We start from the raw sequence: 20,869 nt of genomic DNA, 5'->3' as shown, positions 1-20,869 counted from the left end.
ATAAACAAACCAAATGGATATGGAAATAGCATCTGCAGAATCTAGATTTAAGGAACTTGGACTTAACCTGCCCCCGGCCCCCGCACCTATGGGCGTTTACAAACCCTTTGTGATCGATGGCAAGCATCTCTACTTATCGGGTCATGGCCCCGTAAAAGACGACGGGACGTTGATTGCCGGAAAGGTAGGTCGGGACATGGGCAAGGAGGAAGCAAAATTAGCAGCACAGCAGGTAGGTTTGACGATGCTTTCTACTATTCAGGCTCATTTGGGAAGTCTAAATAAAGTTAAACGGGTGATCAAAGTTTTGGGCATGGTGAACAGCACGGTAGACTTTGGTGAGCATCCTTTCGTGATTAATGGATGCAGCGAACTGTTTGCCAAGGTATGGGGTGAAGAAAACGGCATAGGCACCCGCAGTGCGGTTGGCTTTGGTTCCCTACCGGGCAATATCCCAGTGGAGATAGAAGCCCTGTTTGAGCTGGAGTAGGATGGTTGACTTAAAGAAGTACCCGCTAGCGGAGCCTGACCTGATTGATTCTCCAGCACTAGTGATTTTCACGGATATCGCAAAAGAAAACATCCAAAAAGCCATCGGCGCAATAGGAGATGTGCGGCGGCTCCGACCACATGTGAAGACGAATAAATCTGTGGAGGCTTGTCGCTTGATGATGGATGCAGGGATATCAAAGTTTAAGTGCGCCACAATCGCTGAGGCCGAAATGCTGGTAAAGGCGGGAGCCAAAGACATCTTGCTGGCCTATCAGCCGGTAGGTCCTAAGCAGGTCCGTTGGGAGATGCTGATCATGGATTATCCCAACATTCGATTTGCCTGCTTAGTGGATCATATTCGCATAGCGAAGCAATTGTCTGAAAAAGGCGTGGCATCTGGTAAACCTTTTGAAGTATACCTTGATATCAATGCACAGACTAACCGAACCGGCATAGCGCCTGGAGAAGCAGCGGAGGAATTGTACCGCGCTTGTTTGGCGCTGCCCGGCCTGACAGTGATTGGCATGCACGTGTACGACGGGCACCTTCGTCAAGTAGACTGGCATGCACGGAAAGTAGCTTGTGATGAGGGCTTTGAACCGATAGAAAAACTGGCAGAGAAACTAAGGGATGAGGGTTTGAAGGTTGAAATAATCGCCGGAGGCTCTACCACCTTTACGATACATGCGCAGCGTCCCGGCGTTATTTGCTCTCCAGGTACCTTTATCTATTGGGACAAAGGATATAGCGATGGGTTACCAGAACAGCCCTATACGCCTGCCGCATTGGTGTTTACCCGCATCATTTCACTGCCCGCTCCTGGCCTGATTTGTTTGGACCTCGGGCACAAGTCCATTGCGTCGGAAAACCCCCTGCCTAATCGGGTGACGATACTGGGTGTCAGTGGTTGGGAGCCTGTTAGTCAAAGCGAGGAACACCTGGTTTTCAAGGTATCGCCCAACCATAGCTATCAAGTTGGAGATTGTTTTTTCGGCATTCCCTACCACATCTGCCCTACGGTTGCCTTATATGAACAGGCTTTTACTGTAGAAGATGGCTGTCCAACCGGCGTTTGGCGGACAATTTCCAGGGACAAGAAAATCACCTATTGATCCATGCTTTCATCAAAAATGATTTTGAACCTATGTTTACAATTGATGCGCACCTAGATCTGAGTATGAATGCGTTGGAGTGGAACCGCGACCTGACGAAACCGCTGCATGAGATCAACGAACGGGAAAAGGGTCTTACCGATAAGGCAGATCGGGGCAACGCCACGGTTTCTCTACCCACCCTGCGGGAGGCAGAGATCGGCCTGGTAGTAGCCACGCAGATCGCACGATACGTGGCACCGGATAATCCACTTCCCGGCTGGCATTCGCCCGCGCAAGCCTGGGCTCAAAGCCAAGGACAGCTTGCTTGGTACCAAGCAATGGAGGACCTCGGAGAGATGGTCCAAATTGCTGACCTCGCCTCTCTTGAGAAGCATCTAGCGCTATGGCACGATGGAGGTTCAACGGGAGCGAAGCCCATAGGCTACATTCTTTCTTTGGAAGGAGCGGACTCCATTATAGATATCCGCTATTTAGAAATGTCTCACGCATCGGGACTACGAGCACTGGGCCCGGCCCATTATGGCCCCGGCCGATATGCGCAGGGTACAGATGCCTCTGGATTTATGGGACCTAAGGGACAGGAACTACTAAAGCGAATGGAAGAATTAAACATCATTCTGGATGCTACCCACCTTTGCGATGACAGTTTTTGGGAAGCTTTGGATCATTTCAACGGGTTTGTGTGGGCTAGCCACAACAATTGTAGGGCTTTGGTAAACCACAACAGGCAGTTTAGTGATGAACAACTAAAGGCGCTGATAGAACGGGGTGCGGTTATCGGAGGTGCATTGGATGCTTGGATGATGGTGCCCGGCTGGATCAAGGGTAAGTCTCTTCCCAGGGAAATGGATTGCGACTTGGAAAAGATTATCGACCATATGGATCATATCTGCCAGCTTGCCGGCAATGCCAACCACATTGGTATCGGCAGTGATTTAGACGGAGCTTATGGACGTGAGCAAAGCCCGTATGACTTGGAATCCATCGGTGACTTGCGCCGTATTCCCGGGATGTTGGCTAGGAGGGGATATTCCGAAACCGATATCGAAAACGTCATGCACGGGAATTGGCTCCGTTTTTTACGGGCGGCTTGGGCCTGACGGTTGCCGTTTCAATTCATTTGATAAGACTAACAGTAATGTTAGTCTTTTTTTATTTTTGTTAAACAAAAAAGATTGGTGCAGACCAAAAACCTCACTCTAAGAGCAACCAGAGTGGTTATTTTCCCGTAATATAAGGGCTTTTTGTACCGAAATATGGGTTGACCAAAAATAACGTTTAAACTTTTTTAAAAAAACTTACACATTTTTCTTGTTTATATGTTTAATGATCTGTACTTTTGATTAAACAAAAACCGAAAACCATGACAACACTTGAATTTAGCTACTCATTAAACAAGCTCACCAAATCGCTTAAGCCTTTTGCTTTGAAATTGACTAGAGACGTTGACGATGCGAATGACCTGTTACAGGACACCATGGTTAAGGCGTTTACCAATAAGGATAAATTTACAGATGGAACCAACCTAAAAGCTTGGTTATATACTATCATGAAGAATACATTTATCACGAATTACCAGCGGATGGTCCGTCGAGGTACGTTCGTTGATACCTCGGATAATTTGCACTTTATCAATTCTGGGGCAGCTATTATCGAGAATGATGCCTATGGTGACTTTGCCATGAAAGACATTACTACGGCTATCACTGCCTTGGATCCGGTCTACAAAGATCCTTTTTTGATGCACTTCCGTGGTTTTAAATACCACGAAATAGCAGACAAATTGCAGATTCCCATTGGAACTGTAAAAAATAGAATTCATATTGCACGGAAGCTTCTCAAAGATCAATTGAGCATCTACCAAACAAGAAATTAATATGAATGGAAAGCATGTGGTGGTGATAGGCAGCGGATTCGCCGGTATTTCTGCTGCTACCCACCTTGCGGCAAGCGGTTACCAAGTGACTGTAGCTGAAAAAAACAGTACCCCCGGGGGTAGGGCTAGAAAGTTCGAAACCGGGGGTTTTGTGTTTGATATGGGGCCAAGCTGGTATTGGATGCCCGACGTTTTTGATCGATACTTTGAAACCTTTGGGAAGAAAGTAAGTGATTATTATGACCTTGTAAGGCTAGATCCTTCCTATGCGGTGATTTACGGGAAAGATGACATCCTATCTATCCCAGCTGACCTGCAAGCGTTCAAACAGATGTTCGAAGACTTAGAGAGCGGATCAGGGAAACGTCTGGAGGAGTTTTTGTCTCAAGCAGCTTACAAATACCAGGTAGGCATTCACGATTTGGTCCACAAACCAAGTAGATCCCTGATGGAGTTTGCCAGATTGAGCTTGCTACGGGATCTGTTTCGGATGGATATCTTTCAGTCCATGTCCAAACATGTTCGTAAATTTTTTAAAGAAGACAAAATCATACGACTGATGGAGTTCCCCGTACTGTTTTTGGGCGAAACTGCTGAAAACATACCGGCGCTGTATAGTTTGATGAACTATGCTGACATTGCCTTGGGTACTTGGTATCCCATGGGTGGTATGCACAAGATCATAGAAGGGATGGTAGCGCTGGCAGAGGAGAAAGGCGTGGAATTTCGCTTCAGTAGTCCCGTAAAGCAGATAAATGTGACAAATGGCAAAGCCCATTCCATTACGTTTGAAAACGGAGAAACCTTGGATGCAGATGTAGTGGTAGCCGGGGCAGACTATCACCATGTGGACACGAAACTTTTGGCGCCTGCGTACAGAAATTACTCAGATAGCTATTGGGACACTCGGGTAATGGCACCCTCATCCCTGCTTTTTTACCTTGGAGTGGATAAAAAGCTAAAGAATCTCTTGCATCACAACCTATATTTTGATGAGCCACTTGGCCCTCATGCGGACGCTATTTATACACGGCCACGCTGGCCTGAAAAACCACTGTTTTATGTATCAGCGCCGTCAGTGACCGATCCAAGTGTTGCGCCTGAGGGCAAGGAAAACCTCTTTCTTTTGGTTCCCCTAGCTCCGGGCTTAACAGACACCGAAGAGCTGAGGGAAAAGTATTACCATATGGTAATGGATCGCCTAGAGGCCTTAAGTGGTCAGGAGATTCGTAGTCACGTTATCTATAGGCGCTCCTATGCTCACAAGGATTTTATGGCAGACTATCACGCTTTCAAAGGAAATGCGTATGGGTTAGCAAATACGCTAACTCAGACTGCCATTTTGAAACCATCCCTGAAAAGCAAGAAAGTATCGAATCTTTACTATACCGGACAGCTGACTGTGCCGGGTCCTGGAGTTCCTCCTTCGCTCATCTCCGGGGGTGTAGTGGCAAAGGAGATTCAAAAGGAGCATCAATAACAAAAAAATTCAGTAACTTCAACATATGACTACCCCCAAGCAGCTCTTTGAGGATACTACCTTTGAATGTAGTAAGCTTATTACGCAGCGTTATAGCACCTCGTTTACGCTGGGAATAAAGACCCTGGACAAAAAGTTTCACAAATCCATTTATGCTATTTATGGCTTTGTCCGCTACGCCGATGAAATTGTAGATACCTTTCACGACTTTGATAAAAAGACCTTATTGGATCGGTTTAGATCAGACACGTATTTGGCCATTGACGAAGGAATAAGCCTAAATCCCGTCTTACATGCGTTTCAGGTTGTAGTCAGGCAGTTTGATATCGATAAGGATTTGATTGATGCCTTCCTTCATAGCATGGAAATGGATTTGGATTTCACCAAATACAGTGATGAGAAATACCACGAGTATATATATGGGTCTGCCGAGGTGGTTGGTCTGATGTGCTTGAAAGTTTTTTGCGAGGGAGATGGTACCACTTACGAAAAGTTAAAGGGGTACGCCTGCAGCTTGGGTGCGGCATTTCAAAAGGTGAATTTTCTACGGGACATTAAGAGTGATTTCGAGGAGCGAGGTAGGGTGTACTTTCCCGGTGTTGACTTTAACAGCTTTGATCAGTCCGCGAAGAAAGTGATTGAAGCAGATATACAAAAAGATTTTGATGACGCGTTGATCGGTATTCGACAGCTTCCAGAGGGAGCGAAGCTTGGGGTAAAGATTGCGTACTTGTATTACCTAAAGCTATTTCACAAAATAAAAAGTACTTCTCCCGAAGTCATTACCAGGCAACGAATACGCATCCCCAATGCCCGGAAGGCCTCTTTGCTGCTCGCCACCTATTTCGGCTCAAAGTTAGGCTTTAGTTGAGAGACCTATGGAAAATTACTACTATTTGGGGTTGATGTTGTTTACCCTTTCTTATCCGCTGGCCCAATCTTTCGAACACCGCATACAGTATGCGAAAAAGGCCTATGCCCTGTTTCCTGCAATCCTGATTATGGCGGTCATCTTCGTTCTCTGGGACCATTGGTTTACCGTAATGGGGGTATGGGGCTTTAACGAACGCTATATTCTGGGAATCTATGTGTTAGAACTTCCGCTGGAGGAGTGGGCTTTTTTTCTAATAGTGCCTTATGCCTGCGTGTTTATTTACGAAGTGCTGATTTATTTTGTAAAAAAGGATATTTTCAAGCCAATAGCACTCACGTTGATTTATGTGCTGATTCTGGCGTTTGTGGGGCTGGGTTTCGTGCACATTGATAAGATGTACACAGGTATAAACTTTTTCTTCGCTTCGGCTGTATTAACGGCTCATTTGCTTATATTTAAAGATAAACACTTTGGTAGGTTCCTTTTAGCCTATTTGGTTTCGTTTATTCCATTTTTTTTAGTCAACGGGGTGTTGACTGGATCTTGGATAGACGAGCCTATTGTGTGGTACAATAATGAGGAGAATTTAGGGATTCGGCTTGGAACAATTCCGATAGAAGATTCCGTATACAACTTGGGAATGCTTTTGTTGGTGGTGACGATTTACGAAAAAATCAAAGAACGGAAAACATTTCAAAAAGGTCAAAGTTAATAGGGTATGTTAAACCTGCAAGTACATATTGATCAGCATTCGGGCTTCTGTTTTGGTGTGGTCTATGCAATAGAAATGGCGGAGGAAATACTCGATAACGAGGGGTATCTGTACTGTTTGGGAGACATTGTACACAACGATGAAGAAGTAAAGCGGCTAGCAGGAAAAGGTCTTGTGATCATAGATCACGAGGAGTTGAAAAAGCTGACCAATGAAAAGGTCTTGATCCGTGCTCATGGAGAACCTCCTTCTACCTATCAATTGGCCATACAAAACAATCTCACACTGATCGATGCCAGTTGTCCCGTGGTACTGAAGCTTCAGAATCGTATAAAAAACTCCTATGATAAGGACGAGGCGATTTACATCTACGGAAAACACGGTCATGCTGAGGTAATCGGGCTATTAGGGCAGACAGGTAATAAGGCCGTGGTTTTTCAGGATATCAATGAACTGGATATCCCCAGTCTACCAAAAAATATCACGCTTTACAGTCAGACGACAAAGAGTACCGATAAATTTTACGAGATCAACCAAATCCTAAAAGACAACGGTATCTCCATCAACACAAACGATACCATCTGTAGACAGGTCTCAAATAGAGACAAAGAATTAAGAGACTTTGCGTCCAAGTTTGATCATATCGTATTTGTCAGCGGGACCAAATCCTCCAATGGAAAGGTGTTGTACAACGTGTGCAAGGAATGTAACCCTAACACGTATTTTGTTTCGAATCCAGAGGAGGTGAATCCGTCTTGGTTTTCGGAAGACCAAACGGTGGGAGTTTGCGGAGCTACTTCTACGCCTATGTGGCTGATGGAACAAGTTAAAGAAAAGATTGTCCGGTTTTGAATGAATCGGACTTCGAAATTGTTTTGCGTAGATGAACGGACCAGCACGTGTTAATGGCGTTGCGATAGACCCTAAGGGAGTATTCATTGCACTTTCGATCGTTTCGCTATGGTTTTTGTTTCTGGTGTTGCTGTTGTCTTGGGACGTGGATTACCGGAATCCCTTTACCTATCTGGCCATCTTGGTACAGATGCACCTATACACCGGATTGTTTATTACAGCCCACGATGCCATGCACGGAGTGGTTTCGCGCAATCGAAAACTAAATCATGCCATCGGATGGGTAGCGGCGCTTCTGTTTTCTTATAACTTTTACAGCCGGCTGTATCCCAAGCACCACCTACACCATCGCTTTGTAGCAACGGAAGGAGATCCGGATTATCATCCATCTCACCGCTTTTTGCCCTGGTACATTAGTTTTATAACGGCCTACGTAAATGTGTGGCAGATTCTCCTGATGGCGATTACCTTTAACGTACTTAAAATATTTATCCCTACCGAAAACCTCATCCTTTTTTGGATGCTTCCTGCCATTCTTTCTACCCTACAGCTGTTTTACTTTGGCACCTTTTTGCCCCATAGGGGCGAGCAGTCCAACAAGCATCATTCCGGTTCCCAAGTGAAAAACCACATTTGGGCTTTTGTAACCTGTTATTTTTTTGGTTACCACTACGAGCATCACGATTCTCCCGGAACCCCATGGTGGAGGTTATGGAAGGTGAAAGAAGCCGGTTTACGCTAATTGGCCTAAAATAATGGAAAAAATTCCATTCATGTACAAACCTTTTGACCTGAGATGGATTTATAATGATGTAATTTCAAAAGCAATTTGATGAAGTATTATTTAATTGTCGCTTTTACTTTTCTTTCTGTGCTATCCGCTGCGGCCCAACAGGTCAGTTTGCAAGGGAGAGTATACAATCCGGTAAACAACGAGCCCATTCCATTTGCCAATATTGTTGTACAAGGCCTTGACTTGGGTACGGTTTCGGATGAAAATGGGAATTACCAGCTTACCGACATGGCGCCCGGTCTTTACAATGTGCGTGCTTCTTTTGTTGGGTTCAAGCCGAACACTGTTTTTGAAGTGCAAGTTACCAGAGCCCGTGCGGTGCAGTTGGATTTCCCCCTCGAGGAAGACGCGTCAGACCTTGCAGAGGTGGTTGTTTCTTCCGAGTTTTCCCGGTCCGAGGACACACCTATTTCCGCCAGGAAGCTCAATACCAACGAAATCGAGCGATATCCAGGAGGCAACCGCGATATCAGTCGGGTAATTCAAGCGTTACCTGGGGTAGCGAGCACTGCCAGTTTCAGAAACGACATCATCATCCGTGGTGGAGCGCCCAATGAAAATAAATTTTTCATTGACGAGATAGAAGTGCCTGTCATCAACCACTTTGCTACCCAAGGTTCGTCCGGAGGTCCTTTGGGTATCTTGAACGTAAACCTCATCAAAAACGTCGATGTCATCAGTGGAGCCTTTCCCGCAAACCGAATGAACTCCTTGAGTTCTTTTTTCGAATTTGAGTTGAAAGACGGTCGCAGAGACAAGATGTTTACCCAACTGACAGTAGGGGCTTCGGAGCTTACCTTGTCAAACGAGGGACCTCTGAGTGAAAAAACAACCTACATCCTCTCCGCAAGACGTTCCTATCTACAGGGCCTGTTCCGCCTCTTGGGATTGCCTTTTTTACCCACCTTCCACGACTTTACGCTTAAGACCAAAACACGGATAAACGACAAGACCGAGCTAACCTTTCTCGGAGTAGGAGCAATTGACGAGTTTGCACTGAATTTTGACCTCCCTGGAGAAGAGGACGAGGAGGAACGCGACAATCGTCTTTTTTTATTGAATACCCTACCCATACAGTCGCAATGGAACTATGCCACCGGTGTGAAGCTAAAGCGTTTCAGGTCCAATGGTTTTTGGACCTATGTGCTCAGTAGGAACATGCTGAATAACCGCGCCTTCAAATATCAAAACAACGACGAAAGTGATCCCCAAAACCTGATATTCGATTACCGATCCCAAGAGAGTGAGAATAAATTCCGTGCAGAGAATAGTGTGTTTGGCAGGGGCTACACGATAAAATATGGCGTAAACTACGAATTCAGCAGGTATTTAATCGAAAACTTCGATCGCACAGTGGAAATTACCGAAGGAGTACCCTTGGATGTAGGAGCAACGGCGTTGTTTCATTCCTACGGGGCATTTATTCAAGGGAGCAAAAAACTGGTGAATGAGAAGCTGTTGCTTTCGGGGGGGCTCCGAATGGACGGAAGTGATTTTGGTCGGTCAGCAAGCAATCCGTTGAATCAGCTCAGCCCTAGGGCCTCGGTCAGCTATCAGTTGCGGGATCAGTTGTTTTGGACAGCCAATGCAGGGATCTATTATCAGCGCCCTCCTTACACGGTACTGGGTTTTCGCGACAACGACGGCAGGTTGGTAAATCAGGACAATGACGTGCAATTTATCCGCTCCACCCATTTCATTTCTGGTATAGAGATCCAACGTCCGGAGAAGAACCGCAGATTCACCGTGGAGGGTTTCTATAAGTTGTATGCCAATTATCCAACCTCTGTGCGAAATGGGGTGGTGCTAGCAAACCTTGGGGCGGATTTTGGTGTGATCGGAAATGAACCCGTAATGTCAGATGGTAGAGGAAGAGCGTACGGACTGGAGTTCTTGGCTCAGCAGCGGCTTTTCAATAATTTTTATGGCATCGCAGCACTCACCCTGGTACGCAGCGAGTTTACCAATCCAAATACCGATGGGTTCGTTCCTTCGGCGTGGGATAATCGGTTCATTGTCAGCTTGACGGCAGGAAAGCGACTAAAGCGGGACTGGGAAATAGGTGCCCGGTGGAGGTTTTTGGGAGGGACTCCGTTTATTCCGTTTGACTTAAATGCCTCCTCCCTTCGCTCAAACTGGGACTTGTTCAATCAGGGGTTGTTTGATTTCAATCGGATCAACGAAGATCGGTTGAGGAGTTTTCACCAACTGGACCTTCGGGTAGACAAAAAGTATTTCTTTGACAAGTGGAACCTGAATTGGTATTTTGATATTCAGAATGCTTACAATTTTCAGGCAGAGCAACAGGAACGGTTGGTTGCTGTGCGTGACGAACAAGATAGGCCGTTGGTAGATCCAGCCGATCCGAACAGATACTTGCTGAGAAGTATCCGCAATACAGCCGGTTCCATCCTGCCAACAGTTGGGTTGATTATTGAATTTTAATCCCAATAATATGGTATATTCGGCCCCAAATGAAGAGATTGGTTTTTTTGACGGCTGTGGCGGGGATGTGGGTGTCAGCTGGTTTTTCGCAGGTACATCGAGGGGAGTCCAATCAGGGGAGTCTGATTGAGGAATTATTTGATACAGCGGATAGGTTAGTGGATTTCGTAAGCGGAGACAGTTGGACAGTCATACCCGCACTCACCTATTCACCAGAGACAAGTCTTGGAGTTGGAGCTCGTGCTATCAAGCTTTTTCGTCCTGCAAAGGACAGGACCTCGGACACAAGACCCTCTACGCTTCCGATTACACTTTTGTATACCCTTAACAGACAATTGTTATTTACCACAGAGTTGAATCTGTGGCAGACTGGCAATGTAGGCTTTCTGAATACCAGACTGGAGTTGGCAGATTTTCCCTTTAAGTTTTACGGTTTTGGCCATTCCCCTACTTTGGGAGAGTACTATGCAAGTAGGTACGCGCACTTTCACCTGATTTATGAGCGAAAACTTGCCAAAGGAGTATTTGTAGGCCCTGTGTATGAGTTTCGTCATGAAGATATCTATCGCACGGAACCTATGGGCATACTGGAGAGTGGCACTATCAAAGGGAGTTCCGGTCTGCTGCTTTCTGGAGTAGGTGGGGTACTGAATTACGATACAAGGGAGAATATTTTTCAACCTACCTCCGGTGTATATCATCAGGCGAAGCTGATGTTATTCTCGCCCGTTATCGGCAGTCACTTTTCGTTTGCGCAACTACAGGTTGATTTGCGAAAATATGTATCCCTCGGTCCGAAGCAGGTACTGGTTGGCCAGTCTTGGATGAGTTTAACAGCAGGAGCGGCTCCTTTTCAACAGGTTTCTATGATTGGCGGGAGTGATCGGATGAGAGGGTACTTTGAAGGCAAATATAGGGACAGGCATGCGTTGGTATTTCAAACGGAATACCGTCTCCAGGTGTATCGGAATTTGGGCTTGGTGTTTTTCGGAAGTGCCGGTCAGGTTAGTTCAGTACCGGATCAATTTGGATTTTCCCGATTTAAAGCGGCAGGAGGCATGGGCTTTAGGTATAGGCTAAACGATGAGGGCTTGAATATTCGGTTGGATATCGGTTTTGGAGATCAAATGGGATATTATTTTGGGTTGGATGAAGCCCTCTGAGTTGTAATTTTACACCTATGGAAATACAAGCCTTAAATCAATTAATCGGTAATATCGACATGTATCTCTTGGATCAAATCCTCAAGTGTCGCTTCGGGAAAGAAATGAGGATTTTGGATGCAGGCTGTGGAGAAGGTAGAAACGCCCATTATTTTATCAAGGGAGGTTATCAGATTTTTGGCGTGGATCAGGATATGTTGTCCATAAAAATGGCTAGAATGCACGCCCAATCTCTGAATCCGGGATACGATGTGTTGCGGTTTCAGGTGTGTGGCCTAGAGAACCTGTTGTTTCACAAGGAGGCATTTGATGCGGTTATCTGTAGTGCCGTCTTACATTTTGCAAAAAGTACTGCGCATTTTGAAGCCATGTGGGCAGAGTTGATGCGGGTATTGAAGCCTGGTGGCATTTTTTGGCTGCGTACCTGCACAGATGCCGGGGGCATTCAATCGCTTTCTACGGATCTTGGAGATGGCAGGTACATACTGCCAGATGGGAGTGAGCGCTTTGTGTTGTCTGAAGTCCTACTAGAATCGCTGATGCAGCAGTGGGGGCTGGAGCACTTGGAGGCACCCAGATCCGTGTTGGTTCACCGACAGCGTTCCATGGGAGTGTTTCTTTTTCAAAAGCAGCTTTCCTAGCACCACAACTACCGAACAGTGCTTTGAAGATAAGGATGAATTGAATCAATGGCGTATCTTTGCCCTTTGATAACATTAGGGGATGGATCTTCAATACGCACTCGAGTTAATAGGTGTTTTTGTCTTTGCGATATCGGGTGCGTTGGCCATTCAGGATAAGGGGCATGACTGGTTTGGTGCAGGTTTTACGGCGTTCATTACTGCGATAGGAGGGGGTAGTTTGCGTGACATGTTGTTGGGGGCCTATCCCTTGGTTTGGATAGGAGACGTCGCATTTCTCTATGCGATCTTTGCTGGGATTATTGTGACCTTTGTGTTCTTTCGCTTTGTTTCCAAGCTGAGAAAGACACTTTTCCTTTTTGATACTTTAGGTATTGGTTTTTTTACCATCCTCGGTGTAGAGAAGACACTCAGCTTGGGTTTTAGCTTGGAAGTGGCGGCAATTATGGGAATGTTTTCAGCGGTCATGGGAGGTGTCATCAGGGATACCCTCACCAACGAGATTCCGATTCTATTCCGAAAGGAGATTTATGCATCGGCTTGCCTGGCTGGAGCGATATTCTATTTACTATGCGATAAGTATGGGCTGGATAGGAATATCAACCTACTGGTATCTATATCCGCCATCATCACCATACGTTTGGTGGCTGTCAAATATAAACTCAGCCTACCAACTTGGGGGAGTTAGAAGCAAAAATAGTTGCAAAGCCAGCTGGGTAGTTGGCCCGAATTGAAGAAGTGGAGTATTTCACATATAGTTTTATACGAAGTAACCAAACGATTGAAATGGATGTAAGAAAATTTGATTCTGTCGAAGCACTAAATCAGGCCGCTGCAGCGATGATTATCGAAGCGGTAAAAGAGACACCACATCTGGTTCTGGGATTATCCACCGGCAATTCCCCGATAGGGGTTTACCAACGCCTAATTGCGGATCACCGAGAAAATGGAACGTCCTACAAAGAAGTAACTACGTTTAATCTGGATGAGTACGAAGGACTGGATGAAAATAGTCCACAGAGTTACCGATATTTTATGAATGAACAGTTATTTGACCATCTCGATATTGCAAAGGAGAATACCCATGTTCCCTCAGGAGTAGGCGACTTAGCCGAAAATTGTAAGGAATATGAGCGTCTGATTGAAGCGGCCGGTGGTATCGGCATTCAGCTTATAGGGATTGGAACCAATGGCCATATCGCCTTTAACGAGCCCGGAACCTCCTTTGAAAGTCTTACCCATATCGCTGACCTCAGCCAGGAAACCATCGATGCCAATGCGAAGTATTTCCCTTCGCCCGGTGATATTCCTTCCCGGGCGATTTCCATGGGTATCCAGTCCATCATGAACGCCCGAAAGGTGATCATGGTCGCTTTCGGCCAAAGTAAAGCACGTGCGGTAAAGGAAATGCTAGAAGGTCCTGTCTCCACTGAATTGCCAGCTTCGGTGCTACAGGGTCACCCAGACGCGATTATACTACTGGATCGAGAAGCGGCTTCTCTGCTTTCGAATTAAAAGGAGTAAGTGGGGAGGCTTGGCTAGCCGACGAGGTTTCGGAGATAAATAGTGAAAGCCAAGCCTTCCCCCACTTTACTACGGGTTTCAATCTTCCCGTCATTGGCCCGTATTTGTTCCCTTACCAAATACAGTCCCATCCCTTTGCCTTCCACATGGTTGTGAAAGCGCTGGTACAATCCAAACAATCTATCCCCATACCGATCCAGATCAAGCCCAATGCCGTTGTCACGGTACTCGATCACGCAGTAGTCATCCGTTTTGTAGGTTTTTATCCATACTTCTGGGGTTCTATCCGGGTGCTTGTATTTGACGGAGTTGGTTAGAAAATTCATGAAAAAATTCTCCAAGTGGGCATAGACATAGTTCATCTCGCTCAGTGCCGTCAAGTTTTTATGGATTTTAATCCCAGATTCTTTTAGCTGGTTAAAGAGGCTTTTTTCGATATTGTTGAGTAGCAAGTGGAAATTTATAGGTTCCACTTTTGGGATTTTTTGTTTTTTGATTGAGACCACTTCTATTAAGTCCTGCAGGGTGGCATTTAGCAGATTGGTAGAAACCTTTAGATTTTCGATTACTTCCTGATTTTCTGGGTCAGACGGGTCCAATTCATTGTATAAATCCAGCAGCAGGGAAATGTTTACGATAGGTGCTCGCAAATTGTGTGATACAATGTAGGCAAAACGGAGCAGTTCTTCGTTGTGGGACTCTAGATCCTTGATCAAGACCTCCCGTTCAGCCTCTAGTTTTTTGGCGTTGGTAATGTTTTGATGCACGAGTAGGATGTGGTCTATTTCCTGTTCTTCATTTCTCAGGGGTACAGCGTTGCTTTGGTAATAATTATTCCAAAGCGTTGTTTCGTAAGTAACCATTTCTCCCTGAAGCACCTGGGTCAGGTTCGCTTTAGCAGCTTGGTGAGAATCGCCATGCACGAGGTCTAAATGACAGGTTCCAATCAGGGAGGTTGGGTCAATGCTTAACTCCTTGTATTCCGTGCCTTCGGTGTATATATAGCGAAAATTGCTGTCCAATACATCAATGGTCCCACGGGGGAAATTTTCGGCTATGCGCTGATAAAGTTGGCGGCTTTCAAAGAGGTTTCGCTGAAAACCCTCTTGATGCTGCATGGCGGGACTATCTTTTTTGGAAAAATGAAAATTTAAGTAGCGTGTCGTGGTTTCACTTCGAATGACACTACCCTCCACCTCGACGAAGATCATTCTATTTTGTTCTCGGTAGGGGATAACCTTTTTTTCACCAGCTTCTATAGCGCTGGCGAGGGTCTTGAACACAGGCTTTGAGGCTAGTGGAAATAACTGGTCAAACGCGGTTTCCGGTGTCGAAAAATCTACGTGCGAACAGGCTTCCCTTAATTTTTCTGAAATATAAAGGCATTTAGCGGGTCCGTTATCCGTCTGAATGACCGTTATTAACGCATTTATAAAATCAATCGAACCAGATCCTTCCATGGATGTATATCGCATTGTTACTTTGCAAAAAAAGCTACCGGCCTCAAACGTAGAATTTTACAAATATAACTGAAAAATATGTTAACCTACTGCCGTTCGTCTCTACAAAAGCGTAGTTTATATCTTTTTGCGTTTGACCCCATCACAAAAAATATGCCGGAAATACTGATGGGCAACTTTTAAAGCTGTTTTTTCAGAACGAAAGTGATCCTCAGACTTTCGGGCGTGTCTTCTTCTGTACCTGATCCCCTCAGGATTTCCAATGTAATCACACGACCTTCTTGCGAGCGGAAAAGATTGGTGATATCGGCCAATTCCCAAAAGTAGGCGGGGACCTTATTGATGGCGATAATTTCGTCGTAGAGTTGTACTCCCTGTAAGTCTGCTGGAGAATTTTCGCGTACCTGGCTAACGTAGAAGCGTTTATTGTCGGCAGATAGGACCCTAACCATCAAACCACTCATATCGTAATCAAATTGGTCGCTAAATTTTGCGCCTTTTTTCAATAGGACGCGCTCTCTGGGGTAGTCAAATATGATTTTAATTCGATTAAGCAACTCGGCACCAATGCTGCCCTGTCTGCCAGTTTCGATGATTACATCTGAAAATTCGGTTTGGTCCGGGTAAGAGGTAATCACCCCCCTAAACTTTAAGCCCTGCATTTCGACACGTCGTACCCGACCCACTAGTCCAAAAAGGTCTCCACCCAAAGATCTTCCCAGATCGGTCTCGAGGGTTAGCGGGGGCAAAACAATGTCGTCGGTGGTTTCCCGGTTTAAGAGTAGGCCGTGGTTGGCCCCGGTATCGATGAGTAGCTTGGCAGGAATCTCCGGTCCCTGTATTTGTCGGATGGTGGTATGTACGTAGGGTTTGTTCCCAATTAACTCCATGGGCATAGATCGAAATCCAAGGGGTCTCCATTTTAGGGCCCGGCTGCGGTAAAAGGTGATTTCGGCATTGTCGTAATCGATTTTGATCGGGTTATTTTTGAAAAACTCATGGCCAACAACTCCGTATATGGGAATACCTATAACTTTTTCCAGTTCCAGAAAGTCCTCATCCAGCACCAAAGCAGCCTGATAAATTCCTTCAATTTCGCCAAGATCAAAATGATTGTTAGGCGAAACCGAGGCGCTGAGAACTGTTTGCCCGTCTGCACCAACGAGGTTGAGTTTTCGGGTATATTGCATCCCCAGCTCGTCGGCAATTGTTTTGCTGAAGAATATGTTCGATTTGACACCGGTATCAAACAAAAAATTGATAGGTTCGCTGCCATTTACCGATACCGGAATGATCACCAAGCTATTTGAATCGATAAAAGGTATCTTTACTCTTCTAGATTCTTTTTTCATGTAAAACCCCGGCACCTGGGCCGGTAACATAGAATACACCATACAAAAAAATAGGATGATGAAAGTATTCCGGATGAAGATCATAGAATGTTGGGTGTTCTTGATTGATAGGTTAAGATAAAAAATAATTCTGAGTTGCAGCAGTTTGTTCTAGAATCTTTGACTAAATGTCATTTTAATAACCGAAATAGGTGAAAAATGTTGAAAGTGGTGGCTATTCCGGTAGCTGTTGGTTTCCCGGTGCCCCGCATACTATCAGTGGGCACTCAATTTAGAATGAAAGCAAATAAGATTTTTTGAGCAGCTGTGAATCACTCAGCGTTTGATAAAATCTAAAAAAAGCCGCATATTTATTTTTCTTAACAAACAGCTATGGCAGAAAAGTCACTTATAGAAAAAGCAAAAAAGATATTTGAGAACTATTTACTCCGTCAGGGAAGTAGAAAGACCCCTGAACGTTTTTCCGTCATTGACGAATTATATGCCCTCCCTCAAGACGAGCACATTGATGTGGAGGGACTTTTTTTGCTCATGCGAAACAAAGGGTATTCCATCAGCCGCGCCACGATATACAATACACTAGACCTTCTGGTAGAATGTGGTCTGGCTGTCAAACATCAATTTAAGGATAAAGTAGCCCTCTACGAACAAGCGCTGACCTACAAGCATCACGATCATTATGTCTGCAATCAATGCAGAAAAATCAAGGAGTTTTCCGATGAACGTATCAATTTAATCAAGGATGCCATTGGAAAGGAATTTGAATCAGCCATCACCAGTCATTCTCTGGTGTTATACGGAGACTGTAAGATCATAGATTGCGAAAACCTCCACCTTACCATCTAATCCTTTATCGATCCACTGATTCCTCTCACGCAAATACCTTTCGGTAGATGGGTTTCCGATAGAGGAATTGGAGGTAGAGAATAGGGTACAGGATGGGAGTCAGAAGCGCAAATCTGCCAGCATAGGATATTTCGTCCCGAATGATGGTTTTGCGTTCTCCTGAGCGAATTATCCGGTGCCTGTGCTTCCACTTACTTAGAAAAAACGGGAGGGAAACTCCCTCGTCCACAAAAAAGTATTCCTCTTCTGTCGTTGCAGCATCGGTTATCTTGCTGGTCCAATTTACTTTGGCCACCAGCATATTGATTTGCAGGGAAACCAAATCCCCCACCTCGGATCCGTCAAATCGTTGCAATGTTACCTTTGGAAAAGGAGGATTCAGCTGTAGCAATAAATCGCCGCTGAATCCTTCTTTTACCTTTAAATAATGTTGGTTTACGGAAGTGGAAATGGTAATATGCATCATAGGTACATAAACCAACAATTATCGGATTAGTTTAATTTTTTGAAATAGCCGAACAATTCAGAGTCGGATGAAATAATCAAGCTAGTATTTTCGTCCAACGACTTCTCAAAGGCTTCCATGCTCCTCAAAAATCGGTAGAGATCAATGGATTGCCTGTTTCGGTTATATACCTCCGCATAGATATCAGATGCCTCTGCATCTGCCCTACCGCGGATCTCTTCCGCTTTTTGGTAGGCTTCTGACTGAATCAATGCCAGGTCCCGCTCTTTATTGCCCTCGATCACCCGAGCTTCCCCTTGGCCTTCAGACCTGAATTGATCGGCTATTCGGTTTCGTTCAGATATCATTCGGTCATATACCCTGTCCCTAACTTCATCTACGTAGTTCATGCGCTTAAAGCGGAAGTCTAAAATGCGTACGCCCAAATCCAGGCAGCGCTGATTGGCTTTTTCCAGCACAATTTTTTCAATTGCTGCCCTGCCTACGGCAATGTCTTCCAAAACCTCGATTTCTTCCATGAAATCTTCGGTCACCTCGGGGTCTCTGTTCGAAGACCTAACCAGATCTAGGAGGTCATGGCTGGCGATTGCATTTCTGGTTTCACCATCCAAGATATCGTCTAGCCTCGACTGGGCAGATCGCTCGTCCCGAAGCCTGATGAAAAATTGTAAAGGATTGGTAATCTGCCACCTGGCATAGGTGTCTACGAATATGAATTTCTTGTCTTTGGTAGGGACTTGGTTTTTGTCTCCGTCCCACTCCAAGAATCGCTTGTCAAAAAACTGCGTTTTTTGGATAAAAGGGATCTTAAAATTCATTCCAGGGGTGGTCCGCTGTTCACCTACAGGCTTACCGAATTGCGTGACGATGGCCTGCTGGGTTTCGTCTAAGATGAATACGGTGTCGTTTAGCGTAAACAATAGGATGGCTCCTACCACCAGAGAGAGAATTAATCGGTTGTTCATGGATTCAGTTTTTTAGGTTCGCCGTTGAGATTTAAAAGTGGCAACACATTGCTACCTTTTTCGTCGGTGATTATTTTGTTTTGCAGCTTGGGTAATACCCGCTCAATGGTTTCCAGATAAATCCGTTGTTTGGTGACTTCTGGAGCTTTGATATATGCCTCATAGACCGAGTGGAATCGGTTTGCCTCACCCCGTGCACGGTTCACCCGATTTAGGGCATAGGCCTCTGCAAGTTGTACCGTTTCGGTAGCTTCCCCTCTGGCGCGGGGTATTACGCGGTTATATTCAGCTTCAGCTTGATTGATTAGGGTTTCTCTTTCCTGTTGCGCCTCGTTTACAGCATTGAAAGAGGGCTTTACCGTTTCTGGGGGGTTTACATCTTGAAGAACTACTTGATCTATGCGGATGCCGTTTTCGTATTCATCGCACATTTCCTGAAGAAGTACCTCTACGCTCGAGGCTATTTCCTGACGACCTACTGTAAGTACTTCGTTCACCGTTCGGTCTCCCACAATCTTTCGCATGGCTGCTTCCGACATATCCCTGAGGGTTTTTTCGGCATTTCTTACCTTAAACAGGAATTTGTATGAATCCACGATTCGGTACTGAATTACCCACTCCACATCGGTCAGGTTTAAGTCTCCGGTCAGCATCATGCTTTCATCCGAAAAGCCTGTTTTTGAATACTCCGATCGTTGCGATGCCACGGATGTTCTAAACCCGAATTCCTGCTTCAATTGGCGTTGCACAGGGATTTTGTACATCGATTCTACAAAAGGAATAATGAAAGCTAGTCCAGGCTGTACGGTCCGGTTGTATTCGCCTAGTTGTATGATCACTCCCTCCTCCTCCGGACCCACGGTTTTGATCGCAGTAGCCAGAATGATTAAAAGGATAATACCAGAGATAATTTTGAAAAGGTATTTTTTTATCCAGTCGGGATTGATGTTTATCTCGTATTGTTCTTGTGACATAATTTTTTTTTTATTTCTGAGACGTAGGAAGAATTAGTAAAGTTACGAAGGACTGGACCGAATTCAATCAAAACCTGATTTATTGCAGCGATTTACCTCTTTGAGCCGATGAGTGAAACCAGTGAATGTGTCAGATGACTATGATCAAGGCGAAGAATAGGACGATCCAAACAATGTCCATGAACTTCCAATACGTAGAAAAAAGCATGAATTTCATACGGTCATAGGGATTGGAAAACATAAACAGGTTTTTTATCGCATCGTTTTCGCATGCACGCAACTGCTTTAACAAAATCAATGCATAAATCATCGCTCCTACCAAGTGGATCAGGTGTATCCCGCTAAGCACATACAAGAAACTACCTGCAGGAAGGCCTACAAAAGTCACCCCCATGGCATTCATTTCACGCCAGCCGATGAACTGAAGACCTGTGAAAAGCAACCCCAGCAGTAGGGTTTCTGTCACTGCGGATTTCAGTTTTTTGACATCGGAGGCATTGAATTGCGGAACAATTTTCGTGGAGGTGTAGCCACTGAGAAGCAGCGCAAAAGAGCTAACCACAAAGGATTTGGGTATACTGGACAAACCGGTCAGCGAAAAAGTAGCTTGAGACCCCAAAAACGCCACCAGTAAAAAGAGAAAAATTAAACCAGAACCAAACATCCCCAGGTACATCAATGTCTGATAAGGGTGCATACTTTCTACGCGGCTAAACCAGTGTACTTTTTCTCTCGAAGCCATGGCTGTCTTTTTAGGATAAACAAATTGCGGGAGTGATGGTTCAGGAGGTTACTGTTAAAATCGATACGAATGGTCGGTTTCCAAGGACAGTATCACA

Annotated in this window: 21 protein-coding genes; 15 read left to right on the top strand and 6 right to left on the bottom strand. The window is 45.2% G+C overall.

Going from position 1 to position 20,869, the window contains the following annotated elements; translation table 11 throughout:
• Positions 1 to 13 precede the first annotated feature (13 nt).
• The 14 genes from JJU34_RS08755 to nagB all read left to right on the top strand — a co-directional run bounded on the left by JJU34_RS08755 (position 14) and on the right by nagB (position 13,958).
• The gene (locus tag JJU34_RS08755) at positions 14 to 490 is read left to right on the top strand and encodes a RidA family protein (protein ID WP_228691967.1); all 477 of its coding nucleotides are present in this window, start codon (positions 14 to 16) and stop codon (positions 488 to 490) included.
• Between the two features lies 1 nt (position 491).
• Positions 492 to 1,604 carry a D-TA family PLP-dependent enzyme gene (locus tag JJU34_RS08750; RefSeq protein WP_228691966.1) on the top strand — a complete coding sequence of 371 codons (1,113 nt, stop codon included), beginning with the start codon at positions 492 to 494 and terminating at the stop codon, positions 1,602 to 1,604.
• Positions 1,605 to 1,636: 32 nt separating this feature from the next.
• Complete coding sequence (locus tag JJU34_RS08745) at positions 1,637 to 2,707, top strand: membrane dipeptidase (RefSeq protein WP_228691965.1); 1,071 nt, start codon at positions 1,637 to 1,639, stop codon at positions 2,705 to 2,707.
• 263 nt (positions 2,708 to 2,970) lie between these two features.
• A complete protein-coding gene (locus JJU34_RS08740) occupies positions 2,971 to 3,483 on the top strand; it encodes an RNA polymerase sigma factor (RefSeq protein WP_228691964.1) in 513 nt (170 codons plus the stop codon).
• A 1-nt stretch (position 3,484) separates the two neighbouring features.
• On the top strand, positions 3,485 to 4,963 hold the full coding sequence (gene crtI, locus JJU34_RS08735) for a phytoene desaturase family protein (protein WP_228691963.1): 1,479 nt from the start codon (positions 3,485 to 3,487) through the stop codon (positions 4,961 to 4,963).
• A gap of 25 nt (positions 4,964 to 4,988) precedes the next feature.
• On the top strand, positions 4,989 to 5,834 hold the full coding sequence (locus JJU34_RS08730; protein ID WP_228691962.1) for a phytoene/squalene synthase family protein: 846 nt from the start codon (positions 4,989 to 4,991) through the stop codon (positions 5,832 to 5,834).
• A 7-nt stretch (positions 5,835 to 5,841) separates the two neighbouring features.
• Positions 5,842 to 6,549: a lycopene cyclase domain-containing protein gene (locus JJU34_RS08725; RefSeq protein WP_228691961.1), complete on the top strand. Its 708-nt coding sequence runs from the start codon at positions 5,842 to 5,844 to the stop codon at positions 6,547 to 6,549.
• Positions 6,550 to 6,555: 6 nt separating this feature from the next.
• Positions 6,556 to 7,401, top strand: coding sequence for a 4-hydroxy-3-methylbut-2-enyl diphosphate reductase (locus tag JJU34_RS08720; RefSeq protein ID WP_228691960.1), 846 nt, complete (start codon positions 6,556 to 6,558; stop codon positions 7,399 to 7,401).
• Between the two features lie 31 nt (positions 7,402 to 7,432).
• The gene (locus tag JJU34_RS08715) at positions 7,433 to 8,143 is read left to right on the top strand and encodes a fatty acid desaturase (RefSeq protein ID WP_228691959.1); all 711 of its coding nucleotides are present in this window, start codon (positions 7,433 to 7,435) and stop codon (positions 8,141 to 8,143) included.
• Positions 8,144 to 8,233: 90 nt separating this feature from the next.
• Positions 8,234 to 10,639 carry a TonB-dependent receptor gene (locus JJU34_RS08710; protein ID WP_228691958.1) on the top strand — a complete coding sequence of 802 codons (2,406 nt, stop codon included), beginning with the start codon at positions 8,234 to 8,236 and terminating at the stop codon, positions 10,637 to 10,639.
• A 29-nt stretch (positions 10,640 to 10,668) separates the two neighbouring features.
• Entirely contained in the window at positions 10,669 to 11,802 is a 1,134-nt protein-coding gene (locus JJU34_RS08705) for a BamA/TamA family outer membrane protein (protein ID WP_228691957.1), read from the top strand.
• 17 nt (positions 11,803 to 11,819) lie between these two features.
• Positions 11,820 to 12,443, top strand: coding sequence for a class I SAM-dependent methyltransferase (locus tag JJU34_RS08700; RefSeq protein WP_228691956.1), 624 nt, complete (start codon positions 11,820 to 11,822; stop codon positions 12,441 to 12,443).
• Between the two features lie 82 nt (positions 12,444 to 12,525).
• Positions 12,526 to 13,131: a trimeric intracellular cation channel family protein gene (locus JJU34_RS08695; protein ID WP_228691955.1), complete on the top strand. Its 606-nt coding sequence runs from the start codon at positions 12,526 to 12,528 to the stop codon at positions 13,129 to 13,131.
• 98 nt (positions 13,132 to 13,229) lie between these two features.
• Entirely contained in the window at positions 13,230 to 13,958 is a 729-nt protein-coding gene (gene nagB, locus JJU34_RS08690; protein ID WP_228691954.1) for a glucosamine-6-phosphate deaminase, read from the top strand.
• Between the two features lie 23 nt (positions 13,959 to 13,981).
• Here the strand turns inward: nagB and JJU34_RS08685 are convergent, their stop codons facing one another.
• Entirely contained in the window at positions 13,982 to 15,442 is a 1,461-nt protein-coding gene (locus tag JJU34_RS08685; RefSeq protein WP_228691953.1) for a PAS domain-containing sensor histidine kinase, read from the bottom strand.
• A gap of 164 nt (positions 15,443 to 15,606) precedes the next feature.
• Positions 15,607 to 16,779, bottom strand: a complete 1,173-nt coding sequence (locus JJU34_RS08680) for an aspartyl protease family protein (RefSeq protein ID WP_228691952.1) — start codon at positions 16,777 to 16,779, stop codon at positions 15,607 to 15,609.
• Between the two features lie 372 nt (positions 16,780 to 17,151).
• Between JJU34_RS08680 and JJU34_RS08675 the strand changes: the two genes are divergently transcribed.
• Positions 17,152 to 17,625 carry a transcriptional repressor gene (locus JJU34_RS08675; RefSeq protein ID WP_228691951.1) on the top strand — a complete coding sequence of 158 codons (474 nt, stop codon included), beginning with the start codon at positions 17,152 to 17,154 and terminating at the stop codon, positions 17,623 to 17,625.
• A 25-nt stretch (positions 17,626 to 17,650) separates the two neighbouring features.
• Here JJU34_RS08675 and JJU34_RS08670 read toward each other — a convergent pair whose 3' ends face one another.
• From JJU34_RS08670 to JJU34_RS08655, 4 genes are all read right to left on the bottom strand, one after another.
• Positions 17,651 to 18,091, bottom strand: coding sequence for a hypothetical protein (locus JJU34_RS08670; protein WP_366512687.1), 441 nt, complete (start codon positions 18,089 to 18,091; stop codon positions 17,651 to 17,653).
• A gap of 26 nt (positions 18,092 to 18,117) precedes the next feature.
• Positions 18,118 to 19,056: a protease modulator HflC gene (gene hflC, locus JJU34_RS08665; RefSeq protein WP_228691950.1), complete on the bottom strand. Its 939-nt coding sequence runs from the start codon at positions 19,054 to 19,056 to the stop codon at positions 18,118 to 18,120.
• A complete protein-coding gene (gene hflK, locus JJU34_RS08660; RefSeq protein WP_228691949.1) occupies positions 19,053 to 20,030 on the bottom strand; it encodes an FtsH protease activity modulator HflK in 978 nt (325 codons plus the stop codon). Before hflK ends, hflC begins: the two co-directional genes overlap by 4 nt.
• 130 nt (positions 20,031 to 20,160) lie before the next feature.
• The gene (locus JJU34_RS08655) at positions 20,161 to 20,772 is read right to left on the bottom strand and encodes a cytochrome c oxidase subunit 3 (RefSeq protein WP_228691948.1); all 612 of its coding nucleotides are present in this window, start codon (positions 20,770 to 20,772) and stop codon (positions 20,161 to 20,163) included.
• Positions 20,773 to 20,869: the final 97 nt, after the last annotated feature.

The organism is Lunatimonas sp., from assembly GCF_020832325.1.
Taxonomy (GTDB): Bacteria; Bacteroidota; Bacteroidia; order Cytophagales; family Cyclobacteriaceae; genus Lunatimonas.
The sequence above is the reverse complement of the archived record's forward strand: the minus strand, read 5'-3'. Positions and strand labels throughout refer to the sequence as shown.